Here is a 21,946-nt window from a genome sequence, read left to right as displayed (position 1 = left end):
CACGGTTAACGCAGTGTTTTTGCATGTTCGACCGCCTCGATCAAACGGGATCGGATGGCGGGGTCCATGGCGGAATGTCCGCCATCGGGCACAACGACATAATCGGCTTCGGGCCAGAGCAAGTGTAAATCGTACGCCTTGCGGATTGGGCAAATCACATCATACCGCCCATGCACGATGGTCGTCGGAATGTTGCGCAAAACCGGAATGGATTTCATCAGGCTTTGGTCCGGTGGAATGACGTTATGTTTGAAGTAATGGCATTCCAGCAACGCGAGCGCGAGCGCGTGGTTGCGTTGATCATCGCTGGTCAATGTTTCATGGTGCGGGAGCAGGGAGGCGCAGGCTCCCTCATACAACGCCCACCGCAAGGCCGCTTCCATCTGCGCGACCTTGTCATCGCCATTCAGGCGTTTGTGATAGGCGTTCAGCAAATCGCCGCGTTCATGCTCCGGAATGATGGATACGAACCGTTCCCACGCTTCCGGGAAAATCATGCGCATGCCGTACAGGAACCATTCCACCTCATCCGCTTCCATCAGGAAGATACCGCGCAGGACAAGGCTGATGCAGCGTTTCGGATGGGCTGCGGCATAGGCCATGGCCAGCGTGCTACCCCATGAACCACCAAAAATATGCCAACGTTCAATGTTTAACCGCGTGCGCAGTTTTTCAATGTCGTCGACAAGATGGGGCAGGTTGTTATTGTCGGTGCAGCCCAGCGGCGTTGATCGCCCCGCGCCACGTTGGTCGAAAATAATAATGCGATAATGCGCGGGATCGAAAAACCGGCGATGCGTTGGCGTTGCGCCAGCACCGGGGCCGCCATGCAAAAGAACGATGGGCACACCATCGGGATTGCCGCTTTGTTCCCAATACAGGTTGTGGGTGTCATCAACCGCCAGAAAACCACTGGAGTACGGCGCGATCGGCGGATAGAGGTCGAACAGCGGCGGCTGCCGCTCATTCGCGGACGGGGCCGGAACGCGCGGGGGCTTGCTGGTCGTTTTGACTATCTTCGTCCATCCCGGCATTGGGGCGTTGGTCCGTATCCGTTTCGGGGTTTTTCGGTGCCTCTACTGTAAAGGCCCCGCCGGGGGCAGGCAATGGTTTTGAACCGTCCGGAAATTCAATCTGGGCGGGGGTTTCCAGGTCGATAAACGGGCCGTTATAGTCCCGAACCCACCCGCGTATGCGCAGGGTTTTGCCCTGAAGCTGGAGCGGGTCGATCCCGGCCCGGGCCAGCGCCCGGCGGACATCCGGCTCCACCCCGACGGAAAAATCCTTTTTCCAGTCATCGCCAAAATTCAGATAGACGCGGTTGCTGACAATGGCGGCCTTCACCACGGTGCCCTCGGCCACGATAAAGCGGGGGGACGGGTTGATTGCTTCTGTCGTTTTCACCACGGCATAAGCCGATCCATCGGCCCAGATCCCGCGTTTTTCATCGCGGGCTTGCTGTTCAATTTTATAAAGCTGGTCGGCCAGTTCCGGGTTGCGCAGGGTCGGGGCCACGCGGGCCAGCCCTTGCCGCACCAGATAGGATTGAATCCAAACATTGCCCGGTTTCTGCACGACATGGGCCAGCGTGTGACCCATGCGGTTGACACGGCCTGTGTCCTTGTCCCGTGTTTGATACAGGATGATATCTTTGTCTTTTACGAAAAGCTGGTCCAGCGCCTGTTTGGCCTGTAATGGGAAATTGCTGGGATCGGCGGCGCCCATTTCGTTCATCCCGGGAATTTCAATGCCGGATAATTCCACAATCTGTCCATCATTCAGGGTCAGGCGCAGGCCATCCACGGCGAGAGCTACCGTACCCGCCCCGGTTTCGACCAGCGGGCTGAATGATTGTGGGGGCAGGGCGGAAGACGCCACATTTGGATCCATATTTTTGCCCATATTTGCGCCCATTTTCCCAGATGTCTGGGCCCATGCGGGTGCCCCCGTAAACGGGGTGGCAAACGTGATCAAAAGGGCTAAAATAACGGCGTTTTTCATGATGAGGAGAGTGGCCCCAATGCGGATTCAATTCAAGCCCGTTTTTATGTCTGTCTGTGCTGTGGCCCTGATGATCGGGCTGGGGGCCATGATGTCCGGTTGTTCCACCAACCCGGCCACGGGCGAAAGCCAGTTTACGGCCCTGATGTCCCCGCAACAGGAAGCGTCCGTCGGGGCGCAGGAACATGAAAAGGTGATGAAGCAATATGGCGGCACGGTATCCGATTCCGCGCTCAGTGCCTATGTTAACCGGGTCGGGCAGAAAGTGGCCGCCAACACCGAACGCCCGGACGTTCAATATAAATTCTTCGTCCTTGATACACCGGTGGTCAACGCGTTCGCGTTGCCGGGCGGGTATGTATATGTGACGCGTGGCATTCTTGCGCTGGCGAACTCCGAGGCTGAACTGGCCGCCGTTCTGGCGCACGAAGTTGGGCACATCACGGGCCGCCATACGGCGGAACGGTATTCGCATGGCGTTGTAACATCGCTGGGCGCTGCTGTTCTGGCCGCCGCACTGGATAGCCAGAGTGCCGCCGATGCCGCGAATGTGGGCAGCCAGCTTTATCTGTCGTCCTATTCCCGCGGGCAGGAAAGCCAGGCCGATGATCTGGGTATTCGCTACCTCAACCGTGCTGGATACGACACGGGTGCAATGGCACGTTTCCTGACCAGCCTGCAGATGGATTCCGCGCTGGATGCACGCCTGCACGGCAAGGGCGGGAATGGGGAGAGCTTCAGCTATTTCTCCACCCACCCGCAAACGGCGGAACGTGTAGCCAATGCGCGGAACATCGCCGCGCAATATCCGCCGAATGAAGGGCTGACCAATCGCGACGCCTATATGAATTCCATTAACAACATCATCTATGGTGACAGTGCGGCGCAGGGGTTTGTGCGTGGTCAGACATTCTGGCATCCGGAATTGGACATGACATTTACGGCACCGGATGGATACACCATCATCAACAATCCGGATTCCGTGATTGCCCGCAACCCGTCCACGGGTGCAATTGCGGTGTTTGATGTTGCGGCGAATGCGGCGGGTGTTGATCCGTTGACCTTCCTGACCACGTCATGGATGCGGGGCGAGCAACTGGCCAATGTTGAAAATCTCAGTATTGGCGGTAAACCAGCCGCCACGGGGCAGTTCTCTGGCCGGATTGGTAATCAGGTGATGACCGTGCAGTTGCTGGCCGTGCAGTGGTCGCCCAACCGTGTCTATCGTTTTCAAATGGCCTGGCCGCCACAGGCCAATGCTGCCACGGTGGATGGGCTGAAGCAGTTGAGCTACAGCTTGCGGTCCATGACCAAGGCCGAAAAATCATCCATCAAACCACTGCGCATTAAAACCGTGACGGCCAAATCCGGCGACACAATTGCCAGCTTGTCGGCAAAAATGGCCAAAACCGATAATTACACCGTTGAACGCTTCCTGACCCTGAACGGTTTGGATGGCGAAGCGAAGGTTGTGGCCGGGCAGGCGTATAAGATCGTCGTCGAATAGGATGGCCGAGATATCTGTCGAGATTGTCGCGTATGGTACGCCGCTTTACGACTCCGTAACGGATTTGCGGCGTGCCATTCTGCGCGCTCCGTTAGGGTTGGATTTCACGCAAGAAGAGTTAGCGGCTGAGATTGCGGATGTGCATTTTGCTGCGTTGGCGGGCGGGGAGGTCGTTGGAACTTTGCTGTTGCACCCGATCAATCGAACAACAGTTCAGTTAAAGCGTATGGCTGTGGCTGAAAGGGCGCAAAAACAGGGGATTGGCCGTGTTCTTGTTCTTGCCGCTGAAAACTATGCGCGCAAAAACAATGTCCAAACCATCACCATGCACGCACGTGAAACCGCGCGGGGATTTTACGAATCCCTGGGCTATGTCATTGATGGTGACCCTTTTGATGAACAAAACATTCCCCATATTGTTATGTTCAAAACCATATAAGAAAATCCCGGCATTGGGGGAATGCCGGGATTTTCGGTAGTCAACTGTATAAACTGTCTTAGCCTTCGAGCAGGATATCGTCCGCGTCGTCAATGTGACGGGTCATGGACTGGCGCAGCTTGGTCATGGCGCGTTGTTCCAATTGACGCACGCGCTCCTTGCTGACGCCCAGCTCTTTGCCCAGATCTTCCAGCGTCACGGTTTCGTGGCCCAGATGACGCTCGGTGATGATGGTGCGTTCGCGGTCGCTCAGTTCGGACAGAGCTTCGTTCAGCCACTGGGACCGTGTCTGCGCGTCCTTCATCCCGATCACGATTTCTTCGGGGTTCGGGCGTTCATCGGACAGCAGGCTCTGCCACTCATCTTCGCCATCCATGCCGATACGGGCATTCAGGGAGTGGTCGGATGCGGACAGGCGGCCTTCCATATCTTCTACGTCCTTCAGATTGACTTTCAGCTCTTTGGCGATCTGGGCGCGACCTTCACTGGTCAGGCCTTCGCGTTCAGAGGCGGCTTCAATCTTGGAGCGCAAACGGCGCAGGTTAAAGAACAGGGATTTTTGCGCAGCCGTCGTGCCCGTGCGAACAATCGACCAGTTGCGCAGGACGTAATCCTGCATGGCGGACCGGATCCACCATGTGGCATAGGTCGAAAACCGCACGCCACGGTCATGTTCAAAACGGTTGGCGGCTTGCATCAGCCCGATATTGCCTTCCTGGATCAAATCGCCCAGGGGCAGGCCGTAATTGCGGAAGCGCGACGCCATCGCAATCACCAGGCGGGTATAAGAGCGGACCAGTTCGTGCAGTGCGTGCTCATCCCCGTCCTCGCGCCAGCGGCGGGCGAGGTCGAGCTCATGGTCGCGTTCCAGCAACGGCTCGTTCATTGAGGTCCGGATATAGCTTAGATTGGCTTTCTGCGTGCCTTGATCATCTATATGGGCCATGGGGGCGTCCTTTCTGGTAACAGGCTTGTCGTCTGTCTACTCTTCAAGGGTATAGGGTCAAACTTGCGGGATTCTTACAAAGAATATGGGAACCGAACCGCATAGTTTAGTATCTTCTAAAATATGGGCAGGAATGTGGCGGAGAAATGGGCAGAATTGGGTAAATTGGCCGTTTTCTCTAACCTTATGATTCGATTAGAGAAAAAACCTCGCCATAACGGTCAAACCCGGCGCAGACCAAAGGCCCGCCAAAGCCGCACCCGCCATCCAGAGTGGCCGTTACACCATTGATATGGAGCCCACCCTGGTTCGGGTCAAACCCCCGGATTACTTTTTCAAAGGGATCATAAGGCGTATGAATTGCGTCAAAGGACCGGCCTCCCCACCACAGGGCGTCGCCCTGATCCTGAAGCGGGCGGTTGGGGTTCAATCCGGCATGGACGAACAGCATCGGGGCCGCCGAGTCGTCCATCGCGCGGGCATAGGCTCCGCCGGTGCCTGTGGCCGCCAGTTCCATCACCTGTGGCGGGGTAAAGGCCGCGCGGCGCAGATGGGTGATAAACATGTCATGGCCGCGGTGGCGGCGGATGGCGGCGCGAACCCCGGCGGTCCAACGCGTGATGGACATGGCGCCTTCACGGGTGGAGACCAGCCCGTGCGTTGGGTTCATGCCATAGGATTCCAGCGTGGCCGACAGGCCGTGATCCAGCATCCATTCCAGAACTTCACGCGGGTTGGGCGCGAATTGCAGTTGGACCAGCTTTTCCCACATTTCTTCCTGGCCGCCGCGCAAATACGCGATGTCGGATGGCATCCATCCCGGCATGGCCAGAACGTTGCGACGGAAGGTGAGGATTTCATCAATCGTCCGGGTGGCTTCGGTCCCATGACCGAAATAGTTGCCCAGGTAGACAATGCGGTCGCCCGCTTCCAGTTGCGGATAGATGGAATCGTGCAACGCCACCAATCGGTCTGCTTCGGCGTGAATGGCGGAAATGGCCCAAATGCGCCGGGGGTTTCCCAGGGCGGCGAAGCGTTGATCTTTGACAAGGTCGCAGACGGACACGATGGAAGCGAACCAATAATAAAAGGGTGATGGGCAAAACGCTGATTCCACAGGTGCAGAATCAATTCCTAGTATAGGAGGGGGCCTGTGGCACACAAGAGTATTTTTATGTCATAGCACGAAAAGCTCCACAGAATCAGCGTGTTGTTGTGTGGCGCTGTGATGATGTTGTGGGTGAAGAGTTTTGTGTATGGATCTGAACGGAAAACAAATTTGATCAATAGCATTCCCGCGAAAGCGGGAATCCATGGGGCCTGAAATTTGTGGATCCCCGTTTTCACGGGGATGCTGAATATCGGGTGCGAGCCTATAAAAACAAAGAAGCGCGAACCTGCGTTCGCGCTCCCTTGGTTATCCTTGGGGGGATAAAATCTGTGCGGTGAATTACGCGGCTTCTTTTTCCACGTCGTCTTCTTTCACGGCTTTATCTTTCTTTTTGCCCAGCATGTCTTCCAGCTGTTCAGCGGCTTTCACTTCCGTGATTTTCTGAACGGCGGCAACTTCGCGGGCCAGACGCTCCAGCGCGCTCTGATAGATTTGGCGTTCGCTGTAGGATTGTTCGGTTTCGTCGTTGCTGCGTTTCAGGTCGCGCAGAACTTCGGCAATCGCAACCGGATCGCCGGAATTGATTTTGGTTTCGTATTCCTGAGCGCGGCGGCTCCACATGGTGCGGCGCACGCGTGCGCGACCCTGCAGGGTCTTCATTGCGTCTTTCAAACGGTCGCTGGAGCTCAGCTTGCGCAGGCCAGCGGTTTTCGCCTTGAACACTGGGATCTTCAGGCGCATGCGGTCTTTTTCGAACGTCACGGCATACAGTTTGACTTCCATCCCGCCGATCGTCTGGGTTTCAATCCCTTCGACCTGACCAACACCGTGGGCCGGGTATACAACATAGTCGCCTTTGCGGAAGTCAACATTATCATTCGCCATGGTCTGCACCTTCTCCGTCTGATAGGGGTCCATTACTCAAATTCTGGCCGGGTGTCCGGCGGGCTGCGAAACGGCGAAAGCGAGGCGTTTCAGATCCTTATGGAAGGAAGCTGAGACAGGGGATGAACTAGCGTCCCGCACGCGCCCGCCGTTGAGCATGTCGGACAATATAATGAAAAAAAGGTAAAATTTCAAGGTTTATGTTTATATGAAAAATAACGGCGTATGCAGGGGCATATTCCGCAGAAACACAGGGGTTTTGAATGCGCGGTTAGTCGCCTTCGCCCGGATTCGGGCTAAACCAGTCCTGATATTTATTTTTTACGTCCTTATATTTTTCGGCGTCGGGCATGGCGTCCTTCTTCCGGGTCAGGACGGGCCAGAGTTCAGAGTATTTTCTGTTCATTTCCAGCCACTTATCGGCTTCCGGGTCGGAATCCGGCTTGATTGCGTCAATAGGGCATTCCGGCTCGCACACGCCGCAATCAATGCATTCGTCGGGATGGATGACCAATGTGTTTTCCCCCTCGTAGAAGCAATCTACGGGGCAGACTTCGACGCAATCAGTGTGTTTGCACATGATGCAGACATCGGTGACAACAAAGGTCATGGCGGCAATTCCCTAATGTTACGCGGGGGTTTTATGCCACGGGCGGAACGGGAAATAAAGACCCCTTAAACCGGATTGATCCGATCGGCTTCTGTCGGGGCGGCTTCGCCCTCGGTGCAGGGCATGGTTTCCGAGGCCAGCGGGGCGCGTTTGCGGGTTTCGCGGTAGACGATATACATTCCGCAGCCCATCACAATCACACTGCCTACACCGACCTGCCATGGCGGAATATGGCCCCAGACGGCGATGTCCAGCGCGGTCACGAAGACAATCGACAGATAGGAAAAGACACTGACAAAGGCCGCCGGGGCCTTGGCATAGGCGTAGGTCAGCCAGACCTGGCCCAGCCCGCCCAGAAGCCCCGTGGCGATCATGTAAACCAATCCGAGCAGGGATGGCGTCTGCCAGACGAACAGGGTCCACACGCCGCTTAAAAACACGCAATAGAGCGTGAAGTAAAACGCGATGGTCAAAGCGTGTTCCGTATCGCCCAGTTTCCGCACGGCGATCATGGCAAAGGCCCCAAGGATGGCCGCGCACATGGCGACCAGTGATCCGATTGGATCGCCGTTCCCGGCGGGTTGCAACATAAACAACACGGCGCACAGGCCGATGATGACCGCGGCCCAGCGATGCGGCCCGACCTTTTCATCCAACAGTAAAACGGCCAAGGCCGTTAAGATCAGCGGAGAGGCAAAGTGAATGGCCGTGGCGTTGGCCAGCGGGAGCAGGGCAAACGACCAGAAAAAACAGCACATCGAGAAGAAGCCGACAAAGCTGCGAACAAAGTGGCCGCTGTGGCGTGTTGTTTTAAACAAATCCATGTTCCGGCGCTGGGCCATCAGGAACAGGATGGGCAGCAATCCAATAACACTGCGGAAAAACAGGATTTGCGGCACCGGCAACCCGGTCTCCGCCGCCAGTTTGACAAACATGTTCATGATGGCGAAAAACAGGACGCTGCCAGAAATGAACAGGGCGACGCGGATCGGGTGGTTCACGGGTGTTTCGGTCATGGCGCACCGGGGCGGGGCAAGGGGTTACGCAGGTCTTAGTGATATAGGAGCGTGACAGAACTTGCACAGGGCGGCAAGGGGGCGTTGGCTGGCAGGCCCTCTCGCCAGTCCTCTCCCCAGAGGGGGCGTTATTTCACAACAGGGTTTGGGAACGACAACGCGGTTTTGCCTTCACGCGCATTCAGTGTGGCCGTTGCGCCGAAGGGAATGGTGTAGAGGTCTTTTGCATGACCGAACGGCGCGTTCATGATGGCGGGGATTTTGCGGCCATCCAACCGTTCGGTGATGATCTCTTTCAACGAATAGCCGAATTTTGTTTTGCCGGTGTCCTGCAAATCCGAAAACTTACCCATGACCAGCCCGGCAATATCATCAAACGCGCCCGCGTTGTCCAGATGGACCAGCATGCGGTCGATGCGCGATGTTTCTTCAAAGCAATCTTCCAAAAACAGGATCGCGCCCTTGAAATCCGGTTGCCATGGGGTGCCGATCAGGCAGGTCATCACGCTGAGGTTCCCGCCGACCAACCGCCCGGTCACGGACCCGCCCTTTAACACGGCGGCGCGGTTCATCGGGATGGGGGCGGATTGTCCGGCCAGCATATTGAAACATTGATCCAACTGCGCCTTTGGCATGGGACGGCGCAGGCGCGAGGCCACGGGGCCATGGAATGTGATCAGTCCGGTGTCCTTGTTGATGGCGCCGAGAAGGGATGTCACATCGCTGTACCCAATCAAAATTTTCGGGTTTTTGCGGATCAAATCCATGTCCAGATGGTTCAACATCGTCGTGGCGCGGTTGCCGCCGCCCGCAGTGAAGATGGCGTTGATCGCTTTGTCACGGAACAAATCATGCAACGCATCGACGCGTTGCGCGGTGGTTCCGGCGGTTTGATGATGGCGCGCCAATGTTTGTGGGTGAACATAGACGTTAAACCCGCGTGCGGTCAGAATGGATTCAAATTCGGTGACTTCGGTTTTTTCGCGGCGGGATGACGGGGCCATGATGCCGATTGTATCGCCGGGGTTGAGCGCGGGCGGTAAAATCGGTTTCTTGGTGGCCATCATTATAATCCTTTAAACACGGCCAGCGCGTGGTCGCGGGCGGCTTTGTGATCGACAATCGGCATGGGATAGGTTTTACCCATCTCCACACCAGCTTGTTTTAGCACATTGGCCGGGGCCGTCCATGGTTCATGGATATATTTGGCGGGTAGGGCGGCCAATTCCGGCACGAACGTGCGGATATAGTTGCCATCCGGATCAAATTTTGTGCCCTGCGTCACGGGGTTGAAGATGCGGAAATAGGGCGCGGCATCGGCCCCGCATCCGGCCACCCATTGCCAGCTGGCAGCATTATTGGCCAGATCGGCGTCGACCAGCGTATCCCAGAACCATTCTTCCCCCGCCGTCCATGGCAACATCAAATCCTTGATCAGGAAGGACGCGACAATCATGCGGACGCGGTTGTGCATCCACCCGGTTTGCCACAGCTGGCGCATGCCGGCATCCACAATTGGATATCCCGTTTTGCCCATTTGCCAGGCGCGCAGGGCTTTGTCATTTTTATCCCACGGGAAGCCCGCGAATTTATGTTGCAACGGTTGGGTGGGTAAATCCGGATGGGTGTAGAGCAGGGAGTAAGAAAATTCGCGCCAGCCCAGTTCGGAGAGGAAGCAATCACCATCCGTTTCAATGGTGGGGTCGGCCTCCATAGCGTGGCGCACAGCGTGCCATGCGGTACGCGGCGAAATTTCGCCAAAATGCAAATGCGGCGACAGGCGGGATACATTTTCGCGGTCCGGGTGGTTGCGGCCTTCTTTATACCCCTTCAGCCCATGGTCCAGAAACTGTCCCAGCCGTTCGCGCGCGCCATGTTCACCGGGGGTCCAGATATCATGAAACCCCTTGTCCCATTTGATCGAGGGCAGCAGGTCCAGATCATCAATATGCAGCGATTGTTTCAGGCGCGGGAAAAAAGTAGGCACATGATGCGGCAGTCCCAGTGGAACAGGTGGTTCCCCACGGCCAAGGCATCCCTTGCGGAAGAAGGGGGTGAAGACCTTGTACGGTGTGCCGTCATCCTTGCTGACCGTCCAGGGTTCATAAAGCAGGCTGGCATTGCTGCTTTTGACGGCAATACTGGATTGTTCCAGCGCGGTTTTGATTTTTGAATCCCGTGCAATGCGCCACGGTTCGTAACAGCGGTTCCAGAACACGGCGTGGGCGCAGGCGGCCTCGACCAATTCGGGAATAATTTTTGTTGCGTCCCCACGAAAAATTGCCAGCGTACCGTTCAGGCTTTTATTCAGGGAGGACAGTGAGTGGTATAGCCACCAGCGGCTGGCAGCGCCGCGTTTCCACAGCCCGGCATTGTCATCATCCAGAATGAAGACAGGCAGGATGGGCGAACCGGATTCCAGCGCGGCGTGATAAGCAGGATTATCCTGCAGGCGCAGATCCTGCCGAAACCAGAGGATGACAGGAAAGTCGAGCATGGACCCTTAACCGTCTTTGGTGATTGTTTCGATGAGTTCGGCCAGAACCTGATTGGCGCGTGGATTGTCCACCTGACACGTTCCGGCGGCATCGTGGCCACCGCCACCATAATGCAGCATCAAATTACCAACGTGCGTTTTGCTGGTGCGGTTCAAGATGGATTTGCCCGTGGCGAACACGGTGTTCTGGTCATTCTTGCCCCACATCACATGGATGGAAATATTGCATTGAGGGAACAGGGCGTACAGCATGAATCGGTTTGTGGCCCAGATTTGCGGTTCATTGCGCAAATCCAGAACGATCAGGTTTTTATTGATGGTGGAGCACTTTTCCAGCTGCTCACGCGCTTTTAATTTATGGGCTTCGTACAGATCAACCCGTTCCTTGACGTGCGGCAGTTCCAGAATTTGTTCAATCGTATGGTCACGGCAATAATCGATCAATTCCATCATCAATTGATAGTTGGAAATGCCGAAATCGCGGAAACGGCCAAGGCCCGTGCGCGCATCCATCAGGAAGCTGAGCAATTCCCAGCCCTGCGGGTTTAAAATATCGTCGCGGGTGAACCCGGCGGAGTCAGCCTTGTCCACGGCGGCCATCATGTCGTGGCCAATGCGGGGGAAGGTGGCGGGGCCACCGAAATAATTATAAACCACGCGCGCGGCGGAGGGGGCGTTGATGTCAATGATGTGATTGTCCGGGCTGATGCCATCCAGGCGTTCGGCCTCGCTGGAATGGTGGTCGAATGCCATGTAAATACCGGGGACATACGGCAGGTTGGTTGAAATATCGCGGTCGGTGACCTCGATCTTCCCGTCCTGCATGTCCTTTGGGTGGACGAACATGATGTCGTCAATCAGGTTCAGTTCCTTCAGCAAAATGGCGCAGACCAGACCGTCCATGTCGGACCGGGTGATCAGACGATAGGTGCGGTTTGGATCGAACTGAATTTTGGCCTGATGTTGCATGGTGTGATGACCCCCGAATTGGAACGCAAAGCGGCAGCACCGTTGCAGTGCGTAAATGCCACCCAAAACTATAAATCAGCAAAGAATAAGATCAAGTTAATCAGGAGTTTGACATATGCCGGGGTGCTTAAAGTGCGCGGACATAAAAAAAGACGGGGCAGCGGCCCCGTCTTTTGTATTTTGTTGAATATGCCTGTGCTTACGCTTCGGCGGCTTCGGATTCCTTGGCGTCGTCCTTGTCCTTGGCTTTCTTCTTTTTCTTGTCGGCCATGACCAGGGTTGGTGCCTTTTTATCGGTAACGGTTTTCTCTTCGATCACCACTTCTTCCAGATCTTCCTTGTCCGGCATTTCGAACATGGTATCCAGCAGCATGGATTCCAGAATGGACCGCAGGCCACGGGCACCAGTTTTACGCTCAATCGCCTGTTGGGCGATGGCTTTCAGGGCACCGTCGGTGAAGCGCAGATTGACCCCTTCCATATCGAACAGGCGGGCATACTGTTTCACCAGCGCGTTCTTCGGTTCGGTCAAAATCTGGATCAAAGCAGCTTCGTCCAAATCATCCAGCGTGGCAATCACGGGCAGACGGCCAATGAATTCCGGAATCAAGCCGAATTTCATCAGGTCTTCCGGTTGCAGGTCGCGCAGGATTTGCGGATTTTTCACATCTTCCGGGTCGCGCACATCTGCACCGAAACCGATGCCTGTGCCCTTGCCACGGGAGGCGATGATTTTTTCAATCCCGGCAAATGCGCCACCGCAGATGAACAGGATGTTGGTCGTATCCACCTGCAGGAATTCCTGTTGCGGGTGTTTACGGCCACCTTGCGGCGGAACAGAGGCCACGGTGCCTTCCATCAGTTTCAGCAGAGCCTGCTGAACACCTTCGCCCGAAACGTCGCGGGTGATGGACGGGTTGTCGCCCTTGCGGGAAATTTTGTCGATCTCGTCGATATACACGATGCCGCGTTGGGCGCGTTCAACGTTGTAGTCGCACGCCTGCAGCAATTTCAGAACGATGTTCTCAACGTCTTCGCCAACATAACCGGCTTCGGTCAATGTGGTGGCGTCAGCCATGGTGAACGGCACGTCCAGAATGCGGGCCATGGATTGCGCCAGCAGGGTCTTACCGCAACCAGTCGGGCCGACCAGCAGGATGTTGGATTTTGCAATTTCAACATCGGAGGCCGTGTTGGATTCAATCCGCTTATAGTGGTTATGAACGGCAACCGCCAAAATGCGTTTCGCGCGTTCCTGGCCGATCACGTAATCGTCCAGAACAGCCTTGATCTCGCTCGGGGTCGGGACGCCTTCGCCGGAACGGACGATGGATGTCTTGTCTTCCTCTCGAATGATATCGGTGCACAGCTCGACACATTCATTGCAAATGAACACGTTCGGGCCAGCAATCAGCTTGCGGACCTCGTGCTGGCTCTTTCCGCAGAAGGAGCAGTACAGGGTGTTCTTGGTGTCTGTTGATCCGGCTTTACTCATTGTCGGGAGGTCCGTTCTTAAATAGAGAGGGTGAGAATCAGTCTTCTTACAATTTAGCCAACTGGCTGGAAGTGGCGCAAGCCCCTTTCCAATAGAGTTTGTGCATTTTTTCAAGCTGGACAAGGTCTTGCCAAGGCTCGAATGCGCTCTAGGGCGGGGCTGCCCAGTTGCCATCCTTAGGCTTATATTATAATCAATGAACCCAAGCCCTTAAAGAATAGTGAAGTTTTCATGTCCGAAACCACGCTGGATGACCTGATTGGCAGTTTTTCCCTGTTTGACGACTGGGAGGATAAATACCGCTATATCATTGATTTGGGACGCCGTGTTCCAGTGATGGATCCGGCGCTGAAGGTCGATGAGCACTTTGTAAAGGGGTGTACGTCCAAGGTCTGGATGATCGCCGGGTGGCGGGATGGGCGGTTTCATTTCGAGGCCGACAGCGACGCCCAGATCATCCGGGGCCTGATTTATATCCTGATGCTCGCCTATGAGGGCAAGGATCGGGCCGGGGTGGAATCTGTGGATATTCAACAGATTTTCAGCGATCTGGAGCTGGACCAGCATTTGTCGCCCAACCGCCGCAATGGCTTTTTCGCCATGGTGGAGAAGATTATGGCATTGGCCCGGCTGGGTGATGCTTAAGTCTAGGCGGCTTGTTTTTGTAATATGGCAATTACTGTAAAGTGGTCCGCCAAGTCCCGGTAACGGGGCAGCAGGGCGGCCAAAGATTGCGCACGGTCATGCACCATGGCTACGGGGGTATGGCGGGCGCGGGTTTGGATGCGGGCCAATGCCAGATCAATTGGGCAATCCAGATGCACCATGTGCAGACGATAGCCCATTGATTTCAACCGGGCCAGCATGTCGTAATTTTCCTGCCGGGCGCAGCCCATGTCCTTGATAATATCCAAACGCAGCGTCGCGGCCTGATCGAGAAAATCATAAGCCAGCGTGCGGCACGGCATTTCCCATTTTTCAAACGCGGCGGCCGCCCCCAAGGCGGCGACATCGTCGTGATAGGCGGGCAGGGCCTCCATCACACGATCGGGATTCAGGATGAAGGCATCCGCCGGGAAATCGCCGCAGGCGATCGCGGTGTCAACATAGGTACTTTTCCCCGAACCCGGGATACCCGCCATGCAATACACGGTCGGCGTATCGGACGCGACGCGGTTACCGATAAATCGGTTGCGCAACATGTCCATCATGGGCGTAGGGATTGCGTGGGTCATTCCGGCTTGCGGCTCAATCGGTCGCGCAGGCGTTTTAAAACGCTGGGGGGCATGCGCGGTGGTGAAATTTCGGCATAAACCTCAACACCGCGTTTTACGGACCAGTCCGGAAACCGTTTTTCAAACGCGTGAACCGTATCACCATCGGCATCCACCACGATGTTCGCTTCGCTGGCTTCAATCACGCGCATGTGGCCATGGGTGGCGACAGCATGTTCCATCTGTTCGCGGGTCGTTGCCGGATCGTTCGGGGTCAGGGTGTAACGGCTCATCATCGGCTCTTTTGCTACGGGTGTTTCGGGCGCAGGGATAATCCCCGGCAGGCTCCACTGTCAAACAAAAAAGCGGCGTGAATATGGCGGTGTTGGGCGGTTTAAATCTCGCGGATTACATTCCCGGGCCCGGCTGTTGCGGGGCAGGGCTGGTCAATTGCGGAGCCTGGTTCTGTGGCCCCTGGTTCTGTGGTTGGGCCACGGTGATTTCGCCATTTTGCGGGTTCACGAATCCCAGCTTGGCGGACACGCCTTCCATTGCCATCACCTTTTGGGTCAGGGTGTTGTTGTTTCCCTGATCAAGAAACGATCCGGATTGTTTGAACGCGCCCATCAGGCTTTCAAAAATCTGGTTCAGCATATTGCCCAGCTGCGGAATTGCGTCACCAAGAACGGCCATCATATTCTGTAACCCGCCGCCCGCATTCGGGCCGGTGTCAACGGACGGTGTGTCCATTCCTGCCTGTTGGAACAGGCTGTTCGGATCACCATGAACGATGGATCCAACCGTTGTCGCGGCGCCCGGCGCTTGCTGTACAGTTGTGGGGGAAATGGTTGTCATCATATCACCTGCGTTATCGAATAATCAGCGGCATAATATAAAAATCATCAATCCGGTTATCCCCGACCAGCAAGGTACTGATATCCGTCGCATTCATCATGCGTTTGCGGATGGGGGCCTGAATGATCATGCCGAAGTCAATCATGGTGCCGTCATGGGCGACCAGCGCCAGTTGGCCGCTGTCGGTGTCATATTCGACCCAGTTCATGACGCATGGGAATTTTTTATCGTGCAGGATGAAGATTTTTCCGGTGTCGTTGACGACCAGATTGACGTTCATGCTTTCAACCAGAGACGGGTAGGGCATGGCCGCAGGCCGTGGGTGGGCATCGCCTGTGATAAAGTCGAAATCTGTTGCCATTATTGTGCGTTCCCCCGAAGCCCCTTGTATTCCGTGCCCCCATTACACCTGAAAAGGGTTAATTTTGGGTTTAGGATATGGGAAATGGTGGGTTGGTGAGAAAACGCGGTGATTGTGTTCATTAAATTCCCCCTCCCAGAGGGAGGGGGCTAGGGGGAGGGGTTAAGAATGGGGTGGTAACGGCGATTTGATATGGCCTGCGCCATCGTACCCCCTCACCCCAACCCTCTCCCCGTGGGAGAGGGGGCTGTTGGGCGCGCGCTTCGTTTAATACCCGCCACCGCCGCCGCTGCTTTCGCCGTACGGAACCCAGATGTTTTTCACCTGTGTGGCGCGGCGTAAGTATTCGCGGCCCTGGGCCTGTGCCGCTTTGGTCCAGTCGCGGGCCAGGCCGTAATCGCACCATGTTTGTTTCAAGTTGGTCACCGACGCGGCCTCGACAAATGCGGACCCATCATCGGCACCGAAATACCAGAGCGCATCCACACCATCATGTTCGGCGATTGTTTTGGTCAATGTTGCGCGGTCGCCCGTGACAATGTTGATGACGCCACCCGGCACATCCGATGTTTCCAGCACCTGATAAAAATCAGTCGCGGCCAGCGGATAGAGGCTTGAGGGCACAACAACGCACGCATTGCCCATGGCAATGGCCGGAGCCACCAGCGAGATGAAGGACAGGAACGGCTGATCATCCGGGCAGACAAGTCCCATCACGCCAATCGGTTCATTCATGGCCAGCGTGACACCACGCAGCGGCGGTGTATGAACCGCACCGTCATGCTTGTCCGTCCATCCGGCGTAGTAGAACAGGCGTTGAATGGCCAGTTCGACTTCTTTCTTCGCTGCGGCCGGGGTGCAATCGGTCATCGTTTTGATGCGGGCGGCGAATTCATCGGCGCGCGCGCTCAAATTCTCGGCGATGTAGTACAGGATCTGCCCGCGGTTAAACGGCGTGGCCTTGGCCCATCCGGCGGCGGCACCGCTGGCGGCTTCCACCGCGTCACGGATGTCTTTGCGGTTGCCTTCACCAACTTCGCCAACCATCACGCCGGACGGCGAAACGATTTTCATCGAATAATTGCCATCGGGGCGTTTTTGTTTCCCGCCGATATAGTTTTTGGCGGTGCGGTCAATCAAGGCAACATCCCCGGCATCAGCATTCCCGCGCACGCGGGAATCCATCTTCTTGGCCGCCGTGGATCCCCGCTTTCGCGGGGATGCTTCAGAGAGAGTGGAGAGGTAAGACGGTTTCAGATAGGCATACAGACCTTCTTTCCCACCTTCGCGGCCATAGCCGGATTCACGGTATCCACCAAAGCCACATCCGGCATAGAAACGGTTGGACGAATTGATCCAGACCACGCCGGCCTTGATCGCCGGGGCCATTTCCAGCGCCATATTGATGTTTTCCGTCCACACCGTTGCGGCCAGACCGAAGCGGGTGTTGTTGGCAATCGCCACCGCGTCTTGTTGGTTGCGGAAGGAGATGACGGACAGAACCGGGCCGAACACTTCGATTTGTGCAATCTCGTCGCTCGGTTCAACGTTGGTCAGGATGGTCGGCGGATAGAAGCAGCCTTTGGTCGGGCAGGCATCCTTGATCTGATAGATCTCGGCCCCATCTTTCACGGCCTTGTCCACCAGTTTGGTGATGCGGTCCAGTTGGGTTTTATCAACCACGGCCCCCAGATCGACGCATTTATCCATCGGGTTGCCAACGCGCAGATTTTGCATCCGGCGTTTCAGTTTTTCAACGAAGCTGTCGTAAATGCTTTCCTGCACCAACAGGCGGGACCCCGCGCAGCAAACTTCGCCCTGGTTAAACCAGATCGCATCGACCAGACCCTCGACAGCCGAGTCAATATCCGCATCGTCAAACACGATATAGGGGGATTTTCCGCCCAGTTCCAACGTCAGGGCTTTGCCCGATCCGGCGGACTCTTTACGGATCAAACGGCCAATGTCGGTGGACCCGGTGAAGGCCAGTTTGTCGATGCCATCATGGGCCACAATCATCGCGCCCACTTTGCCATCACCCGTGACAAGGTTGAACACGCCCTTGGGCAATCCAGCCTCAACACAGATTTCCGCAAACAATTGCGCGGTCAGGTTGGTTTGTTCGGCGGGTTTCAGAACGACCGTGTTTCCGGTGGCCAATGCCGGGGCCACTTTCCACGCCAGCATCAGCAGGGGGAAGTTCCACGGAATAATCTGTCCGGCGACGCCGTACGGTTCGTACCCGTCAAATTCATCATCCATAATTTGTGCCCATCCGGCATGGTGATGGAAATGGGCTGTTGCGGCGGGAACGTCGATATCGCGGCTTTCGCGGATCGGTTTGCCGTTATCAAGCGTTTCCAACACGGCGAACAAGCGCGCATGTTTCTGCATCAGGCGTGTAATGGCATACAGATATTTCGCGCGTTCAAAACCGGGCAGGGCGGCCCAGTTTTCTTGCGCGGCGCGGGCGGCTTTCACGGCAGCATCCACATCTTTCTGCGTTGATTGGTAAACCTGTCCCAGTTTTTCGCCGGTGGCCGGGTTTTCCGCCGGGAACCATGTCGGTTTATCGCCCGGCGTTACAAATTTACCGTTGATGAACGACACGAATTTTCCGCCACGCTGATCAATCCACGCGCGGGCGGGTTTGTCGTCTTCCGGGGCCGGGCCGTATTCCATGGTTTCAAAAATCTCTGCAACTTTGGTCATTGTTTGTTTCCTTTTCTCTTGTGTCACCCCGGCGAAAGCCGGGGTCTTCGTCCCTTATGGCTGGAAGATCCCAGCCTTCGCCGGGATGACGTGAAATAGATGGGTTTAACCAATCGGGTGGCGGTTTGATGCGCTGTAATGCCCGGTGACGAAATGTTCGATCTGGCGTTCAATATCACCCAGCAGGCTGGACACGCCGAAGCGGAACAGATCCGGCTCCAGCCATTCACGGCCCAGCTCATCCTTCATCAATGCTTGATACATCAACGCATCTTTGGCTTTGGAAATGCCGCCCGCCGGTTTGTAACCGACTTTGAACCCGGTCATGGTCTGGTATTGGCGGATCATGCGGATCATGGCCAATGTGTTGTTCAAGTTGGCGTTGGTGGCTTCCTTGCCCGTCGATGTTTTGATGAAATCGGCACCCGCCATCATGCAAACCATCGAGGCCTTGGCAATGTTACGCATGGTGGCCAGTTCGCCAACGGCCAAAATGGCCTTAATCCGCGCATCGCCGCACGCATCGCGATATTGTTTCATTTCGTCATACAGCGCGTCCCAATTCTGGGTCAGGACGTATTGGCGCGTGATGACGATATCGATTTCCTTGGCCCCGGCGGCGACGCTTTCGCGAATTTCCTGCAACTTTGTCGACATCGGCGACAGGCCGTGGGGGAACCCGGTGGAAACGGCGGCCACGGGAATGTCTGTACCTTCTAACGCTTTCACGGCCGTTGGCACCATGGCGTGATACACGCATACGGCACCGGTGTGCAGTGGTTTGGTAAAACCCATTGCGTCCAACAAATCGGCGCGGATCGGGTTAGCGGCTTTCGCACACAGGCGCTTCACACGATCCGGCGTGTCATCGCCCGACAGGGTGGTCAGGTCCATGCAGGTGATGGATTTTAAAAGCCACGCGGCTTGCCAATCTTTCTTCACACTGCGGCGGCCGGACAATGTGGCTGTGCGCTGTTCAATCGCGCTCAAATTCATGCGGATGTCCTCGATCACGGACAGATCGAGTTTCATCCCTTCATTGCGGGGGTGCGTGTTGGGAATGGCTTTGCCCTTGGATGCGGTAACGGGCTTTAATTGTACGGGGTCCGCGCTCATTGTGCGTCCTCTCCTGTTTCATTGTTTTTGAAAGCGAGGAGAGCGTAGCACAGCGGCAAAAGGGGGCAAAGGGCCGGGTTATTCCTTGGTGGGTTCTTCCGGCTCTGCCTTGTCTTCTTTTTTGTCTTTGTTTTCAGTCTCTTCATCCGCTTTTGTTGCGGTTGCTTTGGTGGGGGCGGTCCTTATGCTTTTCATAATTCCCGTGAATGTGCTGTCGCTGTCCGGGGTTTGGACGCCGGTTAAGACGCCTTCGATGGTCAGGACGGATTTTTCGCCGATCCACAGTTGGGCCATGTACACATCTTCGCCATCATGGTCGTTCGGCGTGCTGCCCAGCAGGATGGCCTGTTTCGCCGTGCCCAGATCGTTGAATCCGGTTTCGTATGTCTTGGCGTTGCCCTTGGCCATGCTTTCCAGCGTGAAGCGCATGACGTCGCCGCTGTAACGTTTCAACATGTTGTCTTCGGCCGGGCTGCATGTGGCGGTCACGCGCATGGATGAATCCATGCCGTACACTTTCACAAACACGGATGAATGCGTGCATTGCGTTGGCGCGGCGGGATCGCAACGCTCGGCGCTGGTCGGTTGTTCGGGGAAAGTCATGGCGAATTCGCAGCCGTTGGGCGCGAATGTGTAATCGGCGGCGATGGCGGGTGCTGTGGCCAATCCCAACAGCATCGTCATTCCGGCGAAAGCCGGAATCTTTTTCAAGCAAGCCCATGAAGATCCCGGCTTTCGCCGGGATGACGTATTTTGCTGGTTAAGCCGCTTCATGACGCGCATATCCTTCCGGCAGGACCCAGCTTTGCGGGTCGGTTTTGGTTTGTTCACCGGATGACATGTTTTTCACCTGGTGGGTTCCGTCTTCTTCTGCGAACCAGACGAAGGGAATGCCTTTGCGGCTGGCGTATTTCAACTGGTCCGGAATTTTCTTCGCCGCGTGGTACATTTCGACGTTGAACCCGCGCGCGCGTAAGATTTGCGCCGTCTTCGCAATCTCACCACGACGTTCTTCCGCCGTCATGACCAACAGGATATGCGCCGGAGATTTACGGCTCACGTCGATTTTCTTCTGATCCACCATGCGGGCGAACAGGCGGGAGAACCCAACCGAAATACCAACACCCGGCAGGTTTTTGTTGATGTACGACCCGGCAAGATCATCATACCGCCCGCCGGAGCAGATGGAGCCATACCCCGGATCATCGACGAATACGGTTTCGTAAACGGTGCCGGTGTAATAATCGAGGCCGCGTACCATAGCAAGATCAGCAACGACGGCTCCATCAGGAAGGTCAGCTAGGGAATCCAACACTGCGCAAAGCTCTTCGATTCCGGTTTTTATGGTTGGATGGGATGTGTTTATATGTCGACTACGTTCAAGCGCGTCACGCAATTCGTCTGCGTTATTATATGGTCTTGCAGCAAGTGTGCCAAAGTCTCTTAGATGAATAAGAATTTCTTGCGTATCAAAAGCTGTTTCTTCAAAAACTTGGTGCATGTTTGTATAAAACGCCTCTAGGCCATTTTTTTCAATTTTATCAATGGCGTTTGTGACGATTGTGATCAGGCTTTTATCGTTGATTCCTATGGATTCAAGATAGCCAATTAGAATCTTGCGGTTACTAATTCGCATCTGAATCTTCTCATTCTCCATCCCCGGCAGGCCGTTCATGACCTCCCACATAATGGCGGGCATTTCGGCGTCGAAATGCAGGGGCAGGGTGTCGATGCCGATGACGTCGATATCGCACTGGTAAAATTCGCGGAAGCGTCCGGCCTGTGGCCGTTCACCGCGCCAGACGCGTTGCATCTGGTACCGTTTGAATGGGAAAACCAGTTCGTTGAAATTCTGCGCGACGTACCGCGCCAGTGGGACCGTCTGGTCAAAGTGCAGGGCCAGACGCGCATCGGATTTGTCATTTTCGTCCTTGTGCAGGCGTTCGATAACGTAAATTTCCTTGTCCACCTCGCCCTTGGCGCGCAGGACGTCCAGCTCCTCGACGCTCGGCGTTTCGATGGAGCAGAAGCCGTAGGATTCAAACACCCGGCGGATATGGTCGAACCATTGCTGTTCCACCAAACGGACTTCGGGAAGCCATTCGGGGAATCCGGTGACGGGGCGGGGCTTATAAATCTGTTTTTTTGTATCGGTGCTCATGGCCTTAGTTTTAGACGATTTGGGGCGGAAATTCTAGGGGCCGAGCGGGGG

General features: G+C 55.8%; 22 protein-coding genes. 3 read left to right on the top strand and 19 right to left on the bottom strand.

The features are described from left to right. Positions 1 to 5 precede the first annotated feature (5 nt). Together pip and MICA_RS07055 are read right to left on the bottom strand one after the other, a co-directional pair. Positions 6 to 1,034, bottom strand: coding sequence for a prolyl aminopeptidase (gene pip / locus MICA_RS07060; RefSeq protein ID WP_236619869.1), 1,029 nt, complete (start codon positions 1,032 to 1,034; stop codon positions 6 to 8). Continuing rightward, complete coding sequence (locus MICA_RS07055; protein WP_236619868.1) at positions 964 to 1,902, bottom strand: thermonuclease family protein; 939 nt, start codon at positions 1,900 to 1,902, stop codon at positions 964 to 966. The genes pip and MICA_RS07055 overlap by 71 nt, the downstream gene beginning before the upstream one ends. A gap of 118 nt (positions 1,903 to 2,020) precedes the next feature. Between MICA_RS07055 and MICA_RS07050 the strand changes: the two genes are divergently transcribed. Beyond that, positions 2,021 to 3,508, top strand: coding sequence for a M48 family metalloprotease (locus tag MICA_RS07050; RefSeq protein ID WP_014103034.1), 1,488 nt, complete (start codon positions 2,021 to 2,023; stop codon positions 3,506 to 3,508). 1 nt (position 3,509) lies between these two features. Beyond that, a complete protein-coding gene (locus MICA_RS07045) occupies positions 3,510 to 3,947 on the top strand; it encodes a GNAT family N-acetyltransferase (RefSeq protein ID WP_014103033.1) in 438 nt (145 codons plus the stop codon). Between the two features lie 58 nt (positions 3,948 to 4,005). Here MICA_RS07045 and MICA_RS07040 read toward each other — a convergent pair whose 3' ends face one another. From MICA_RS07040 to clpX, 9 genes are all read right to left on the bottom strand, one after another. After that, positions 4,006 to 4,893 carry an RNA polymerase factor sigma-32 gene (locus MICA_RS07040; protein ID WP_014103032.1) on the bottom strand — a complete coding sequence of 296 codons (888 nt, stop codon included), beginning with the start codon at positions 4,891 to 4,893 and terminating at the stop codon, positions 4,006 to 4,008. Positions 4,894 to 5,077: 184 nt separating this feature from the next. Then, positions 5,078 to 5,959 carry a hypothetical protein gene (locus MICA_RS07035; protein WP_041794447.1) on the bottom strand — a complete coding sequence of 294 codons (882 nt, stop codon included), beginning with the start codon at positions 5,957 to 5,959 and terminating at the stop codon, positions 5,078 to 5,080. Between the two features lie 384 nt (positions 5,960 to 6,343). Further along, positions 6,344 to 6,922 (bottom strand): CarD family transcriptional regulator, encoded by a 579-nt coding sequence (locus MICA_RS07030; protein WP_014103029.1) that lies wholly within the window; start codon positions 6,920 to 6,922, stop codon positions 6,344 to 6,346. Between the two features lie 238 nt (positions 6,923 to 7,160). Beyond that, positions 7,161 to 7,499 (bottom strand): ferredoxin FdxA, encoded by a 339-nt coding sequence (gene fdxA, locus MICA_RS12035; RefSeq protein WP_014103028.1) that lies wholly within the window; start codon positions 7,497 to 7,499, stop codon positions 7,161 to 7,163. 65 nt (positions 7,500 to 7,564) lie between these two features. Beyond that, positions 7,565 to 8,515, bottom strand: a complete 951-nt coding sequence (locus MICA_RS07020) for a DMT family transporter (protein ID WP_014103027.1) — start codon at positions 8,513 to 8,515, stop codon at positions 7,565 to 7,567. 128 nt (positions 8,516 to 8,643) lie between these two features. After that, positions 8,644 to 9,582 (bottom strand): S66 peptidase family protein, encoded by a 939-nt coding sequence (locus MICA_RS07015; RefSeq protein ID WP_014103026.1) that lies wholly within the window; start codon positions 9,580 to 9,582, stop codon positions 8,644 to 8,646. Next, the gene (locus MICA_RS07010) at positions 9,582 to 11,012 is read right to left on the bottom strand and encodes a cryptochrome/photolyase family protein (protein ID WP_014103025.1); all 1,431 of its coding nucleotides are present in this window, start codon (positions 11,010 to 11,012) and stop codon (positions 9,582 to 9,584) included. Before MICA_RS07010 ends, MICA_RS07015 begins: the two co-directional genes overlap by 1 nt. A 6-nt stretch (positions 11,013 to 11,018) precedes the next feature. After that, entirely contained in the window at positions 11,019 to 11,981 is a 963-nt protein-coding gene (locus tag MICA_RS07005; protein WP_014103024.1) for a DHH family phosphoesterase, read from the bottom strand. A gap of 199 nt (positions 11,982 to 12,180) precedes the next feature. Beyond that, on the bottom strand, positions 12,181 to 13,476 hold the full coding sequence (gene clpX, locus MICA_RS07000) for an ATP-dependent Clp protease ATP-binding subunit ClpX (RefSeq protein WP_014103023.1): 1,296 nt from the start codon (positions 13,474 to 13,476) through the stop codon (positions 12,181 to 12,183). 231 nt (positions 13,477 to 13,707) lie between these two features. On the opposite strand from clpX, the gene MICA_RS06995 reads away from it, so the two are divergent. Next, positions 13,708 to 14,121, top strand: coding sequence for a SufE family protein (locus MICA_RS06995; RefSeq protein WP_014103022.1), 414 nt, complete (start codon positions 13,708 to 13,710; stop codon positions 14,119 to 14,121). A gap of 2 nt (positions 14,122 to 14,123) precedes the next feature. Here MICA_RS06995 and MICA_RS06990 read toward each other — a convergent pair whose 3' ends face one another. The 8 genes from MICA_RS06990 to hisS all read right to left on the bottom strand — a co-directional run bounded on the left by MICA_RS06990 (position 14,124) and on the right by hisS (position 21,895). Next, entirely contained in the window at positions 14,124 to 14,711 is a 588-nt protein-coding gene (locus MICA_RS06990; RefSeq protein WP_148260443.1) for an AAA family ATPase, read from the bottom strand. Next, a complete protein-coding gene (locus tag MICA_RS06985; RefSeq protein ID WP_014103020.1) occupies positions 14,708 to 14,986 on the bottom strand; it encodes a hypothetical protein in 279 nt (92 codons plus the stop codon). Before MICA_RS06985 ends, MICA_RS06990 begins: the two co-directional genes overlap by 4 nt. A gap of 112 nt (positions 14,987 to 15,098) precedes the next feature. Next, a complete protein-coding gene (locus MICA_RS06980) occupies positions 15,099 to 15,548 on the bottom strand; it encodes a hypothetical protein (protein WP_236619867.1) in 450 nt (149 codons plus the stop codon). A 10-nt stretch (positions 15,549 to 15,558) separates the two neighbouring features. Then, positions 15,559 to 15,906 (bottom strand): hypothetical protein, encoded by a 348-nt coding sequence (locus MICA_RS06975; RefSeq protein ID WP_014103018.1) that lies wholly within the window; start codon positions 15,904 to 15,906, stop codon positions 15,559 to 15,561. Between the two features lie 267 nt (positions 15,907 to 16,173). Next, the gene (locus tag MICA_RS06970; RefSeq protein WP_041793900.1) at positions 16,174 to 18,618 is read right to left on the bottom strand and encodes an aldehyde dehydrogenase family protein; all 2,445 of its coding nucleotides are present in this window, start codon (positions 18,616 to 18,618) and stop codon (positions 16,174 to 16,176) included. A gap of 105 nt (positions 18,619 to 18,723) precedes the next feature. Further along, a complete protein-coding gene (deoC, locus tag MICA_RS06965; protein ID WP_041793899.1) occupies positions 18,724 to 19,734 on the bottom strand; it encodes a deoxyribose-phosphate aldolase in 1,011 nt (336 codons plus the stop codon). A 78-nt stretch (positions 19,735 to 19,812) separates the two neighbouring features. Next, positions 19,813 to 20,418, bottom strand: a complete 606-nt coding sequence (locus MICA_RS06960; protein ID WP_148260442.1) for a hypothetical protein — start codon at positions 20,416 to 20,418, stop codon at positions 19,813 to 19,815. Positions 20,419 to 20,494: 76 nt separating this feature from the next. Further along, entirely contained in the window at positions 20,495 to 21,895 is a 1,401-nt protein-coding gene (gene hisS, locus MICA_RS06955; RefSeq protein WP_014103014.1) for a histidine--tRNA ligase, read from the bottom strand. Between the last annotated feature and the right edge of the window lie 51 nt (positions 21,896 to 21,946).

The organism is Micavibrio aeruginosavorus ARL-13, assembly GCF_000226315.1.
GTDB lineage: Bacteria > Pseudomonadota > Alphaproteobacteria > Micavibrionales > Micavibrionaceae > Micavibrio > Micavibrio aeruginosavorus_B.
This window is presented reverse-complemented; position numbering and strand designations above follow the sequence as displayed.

Coding starts and splice junctions, on each gene's coding strand:
- pip (WP_236619869.1), bottom strand. CDS start 1,034: ATGCCGGGATGGACGAAGATAGTCAAAACGACCAGCAAGCCCCCGCGC.
- MICA_RS07055 (WP_236619868.1), bottom strand. CDS start 1,902: ATGGGCAAAAATATGGATCCAAATGTGGCGTCTTCCGCCCTGCCCCCA.
- MICA_RS07050 (WP_014103034.1), top strand. CDS start 2,021: ATGCGGATTCAATTCAAGCCCGTTTTTATGTCTGTCTGTGCTGTGGCC.
- MICA_RS07045 (WP_014103033.1), top strand. CDS start 3,510: ATGGCCGAGATATCTGTCGAGATTGTCGCGTATGGTACGCCGCTTTAC.
- MICA_RS07040 (WP_014103032.1), bottom strand. CDS start 4,893: ATGGCCCATATAGATGATCAAGGCACGCAGAAAGCCAATCTAAGCTAT.
- MICA_RS07030 (WP_014103029.1), bottom strand. CDS start 6,922: ATGGACCCCTATCAGACGGAGAAGGTGCAGACCATGGCGAATGATAAT.
- fdxA (WP_014103028.1), bottom strand. CDS start 7,499: ATGACCTTTGTTGTCACCGATGTCTGCATCATGTGCAAACACACTGAT.
- MICA_RS07020 (WP_014103027.1), bottom strand. CDS start 8,515: ATGACCGAAACACCCGTGAACCACCCGATCCGCGTCGCCCTGTTCATT.
- MICA_RS07015 (WP_014103026.1), bottom strand. CDS start 9,582: ATGATGGCCACCAAGAAACCGATTTTACCGCCCGCGCTCAACCCCGGC.
- MICA_RS07010 (WP_014103025.1), bottom strand. CDS start 11,012: ATGCTCGACTTTCCTGTCATCCTCTGGTTTCGGCAGGATCTGCGCCTG.
- MICA_RS07005 (WP_014103024.1), bottom strand. CDS start 11,981: ATGCAACATCAGGCCAAAATTCAGTTCGATCCAAACCGCACCTATCGT.
- clpX (WP_014103023.1), bottom strand. CDS start 13,476: ATGAGTAAAGCCGGATCAACAGACACCAAGAACACCCTGTACTGCTCC.
- MICA_RS06995 (WP_014103022.1), top strand. CDS start 13,708: ATGTCCGAAACCACGCTGGATGACCTGATTGGCAGTTTTTCCCTGTTT.
- MICA_RS06990 (WP_148260443.1), bottom strand. CDS start 14,711: ATGACCCACGCAATCCCTACGCCCATGATGGACATGTTGCGCAACCGA.
- MICA_RS06985 (WP_014103020.1), bottom strand. CDS start 14,986: ATGATGAGCCGTTACACCCTGACCCCGAACGATCCGGCAACGACCCGC.
- MICA_RS06980 (WP_236619867.1), bottom strand. CDS start 15,548: ATGATGACAACCATTTCCCCCACAACTGTACAGCAAGCGCCGGGCGCC.
- MICA_RS06975 (WP_014103018.1), bottom strand. CDS start 15,906: ATGGCAACAGATTTCGACTTTATCACAGGCGATGCCCACCCACGGCCT.
- MICA_RS06970 (WP_041793900.1), bottom strand. CDS start 18,618: ATGACCAAAGTTGCAGAGATTTTTGAAACCATGGAATACGGCCCGGCC.
- deoC (WP_041793899.1), bottom strand. CDS start 19,734: ATGAGCGCGGACCCCGTACAATTAAAGCCCGTTACCGCATCCAAGGGC.
- MICA_RS06960 (WP_148260442.1), bottom strand. CDS start 20,418: ATGACGATGCTGTTGGGATTGGCCACAGCACCCGCCATCGCCGCCGAT.
- hisS (WP_014103014.1), bottom strand. CDS start 21,895: ATGAGCACCGATACAAAAAAACAGATTTATAAGCCCCGCCCCGTCACC.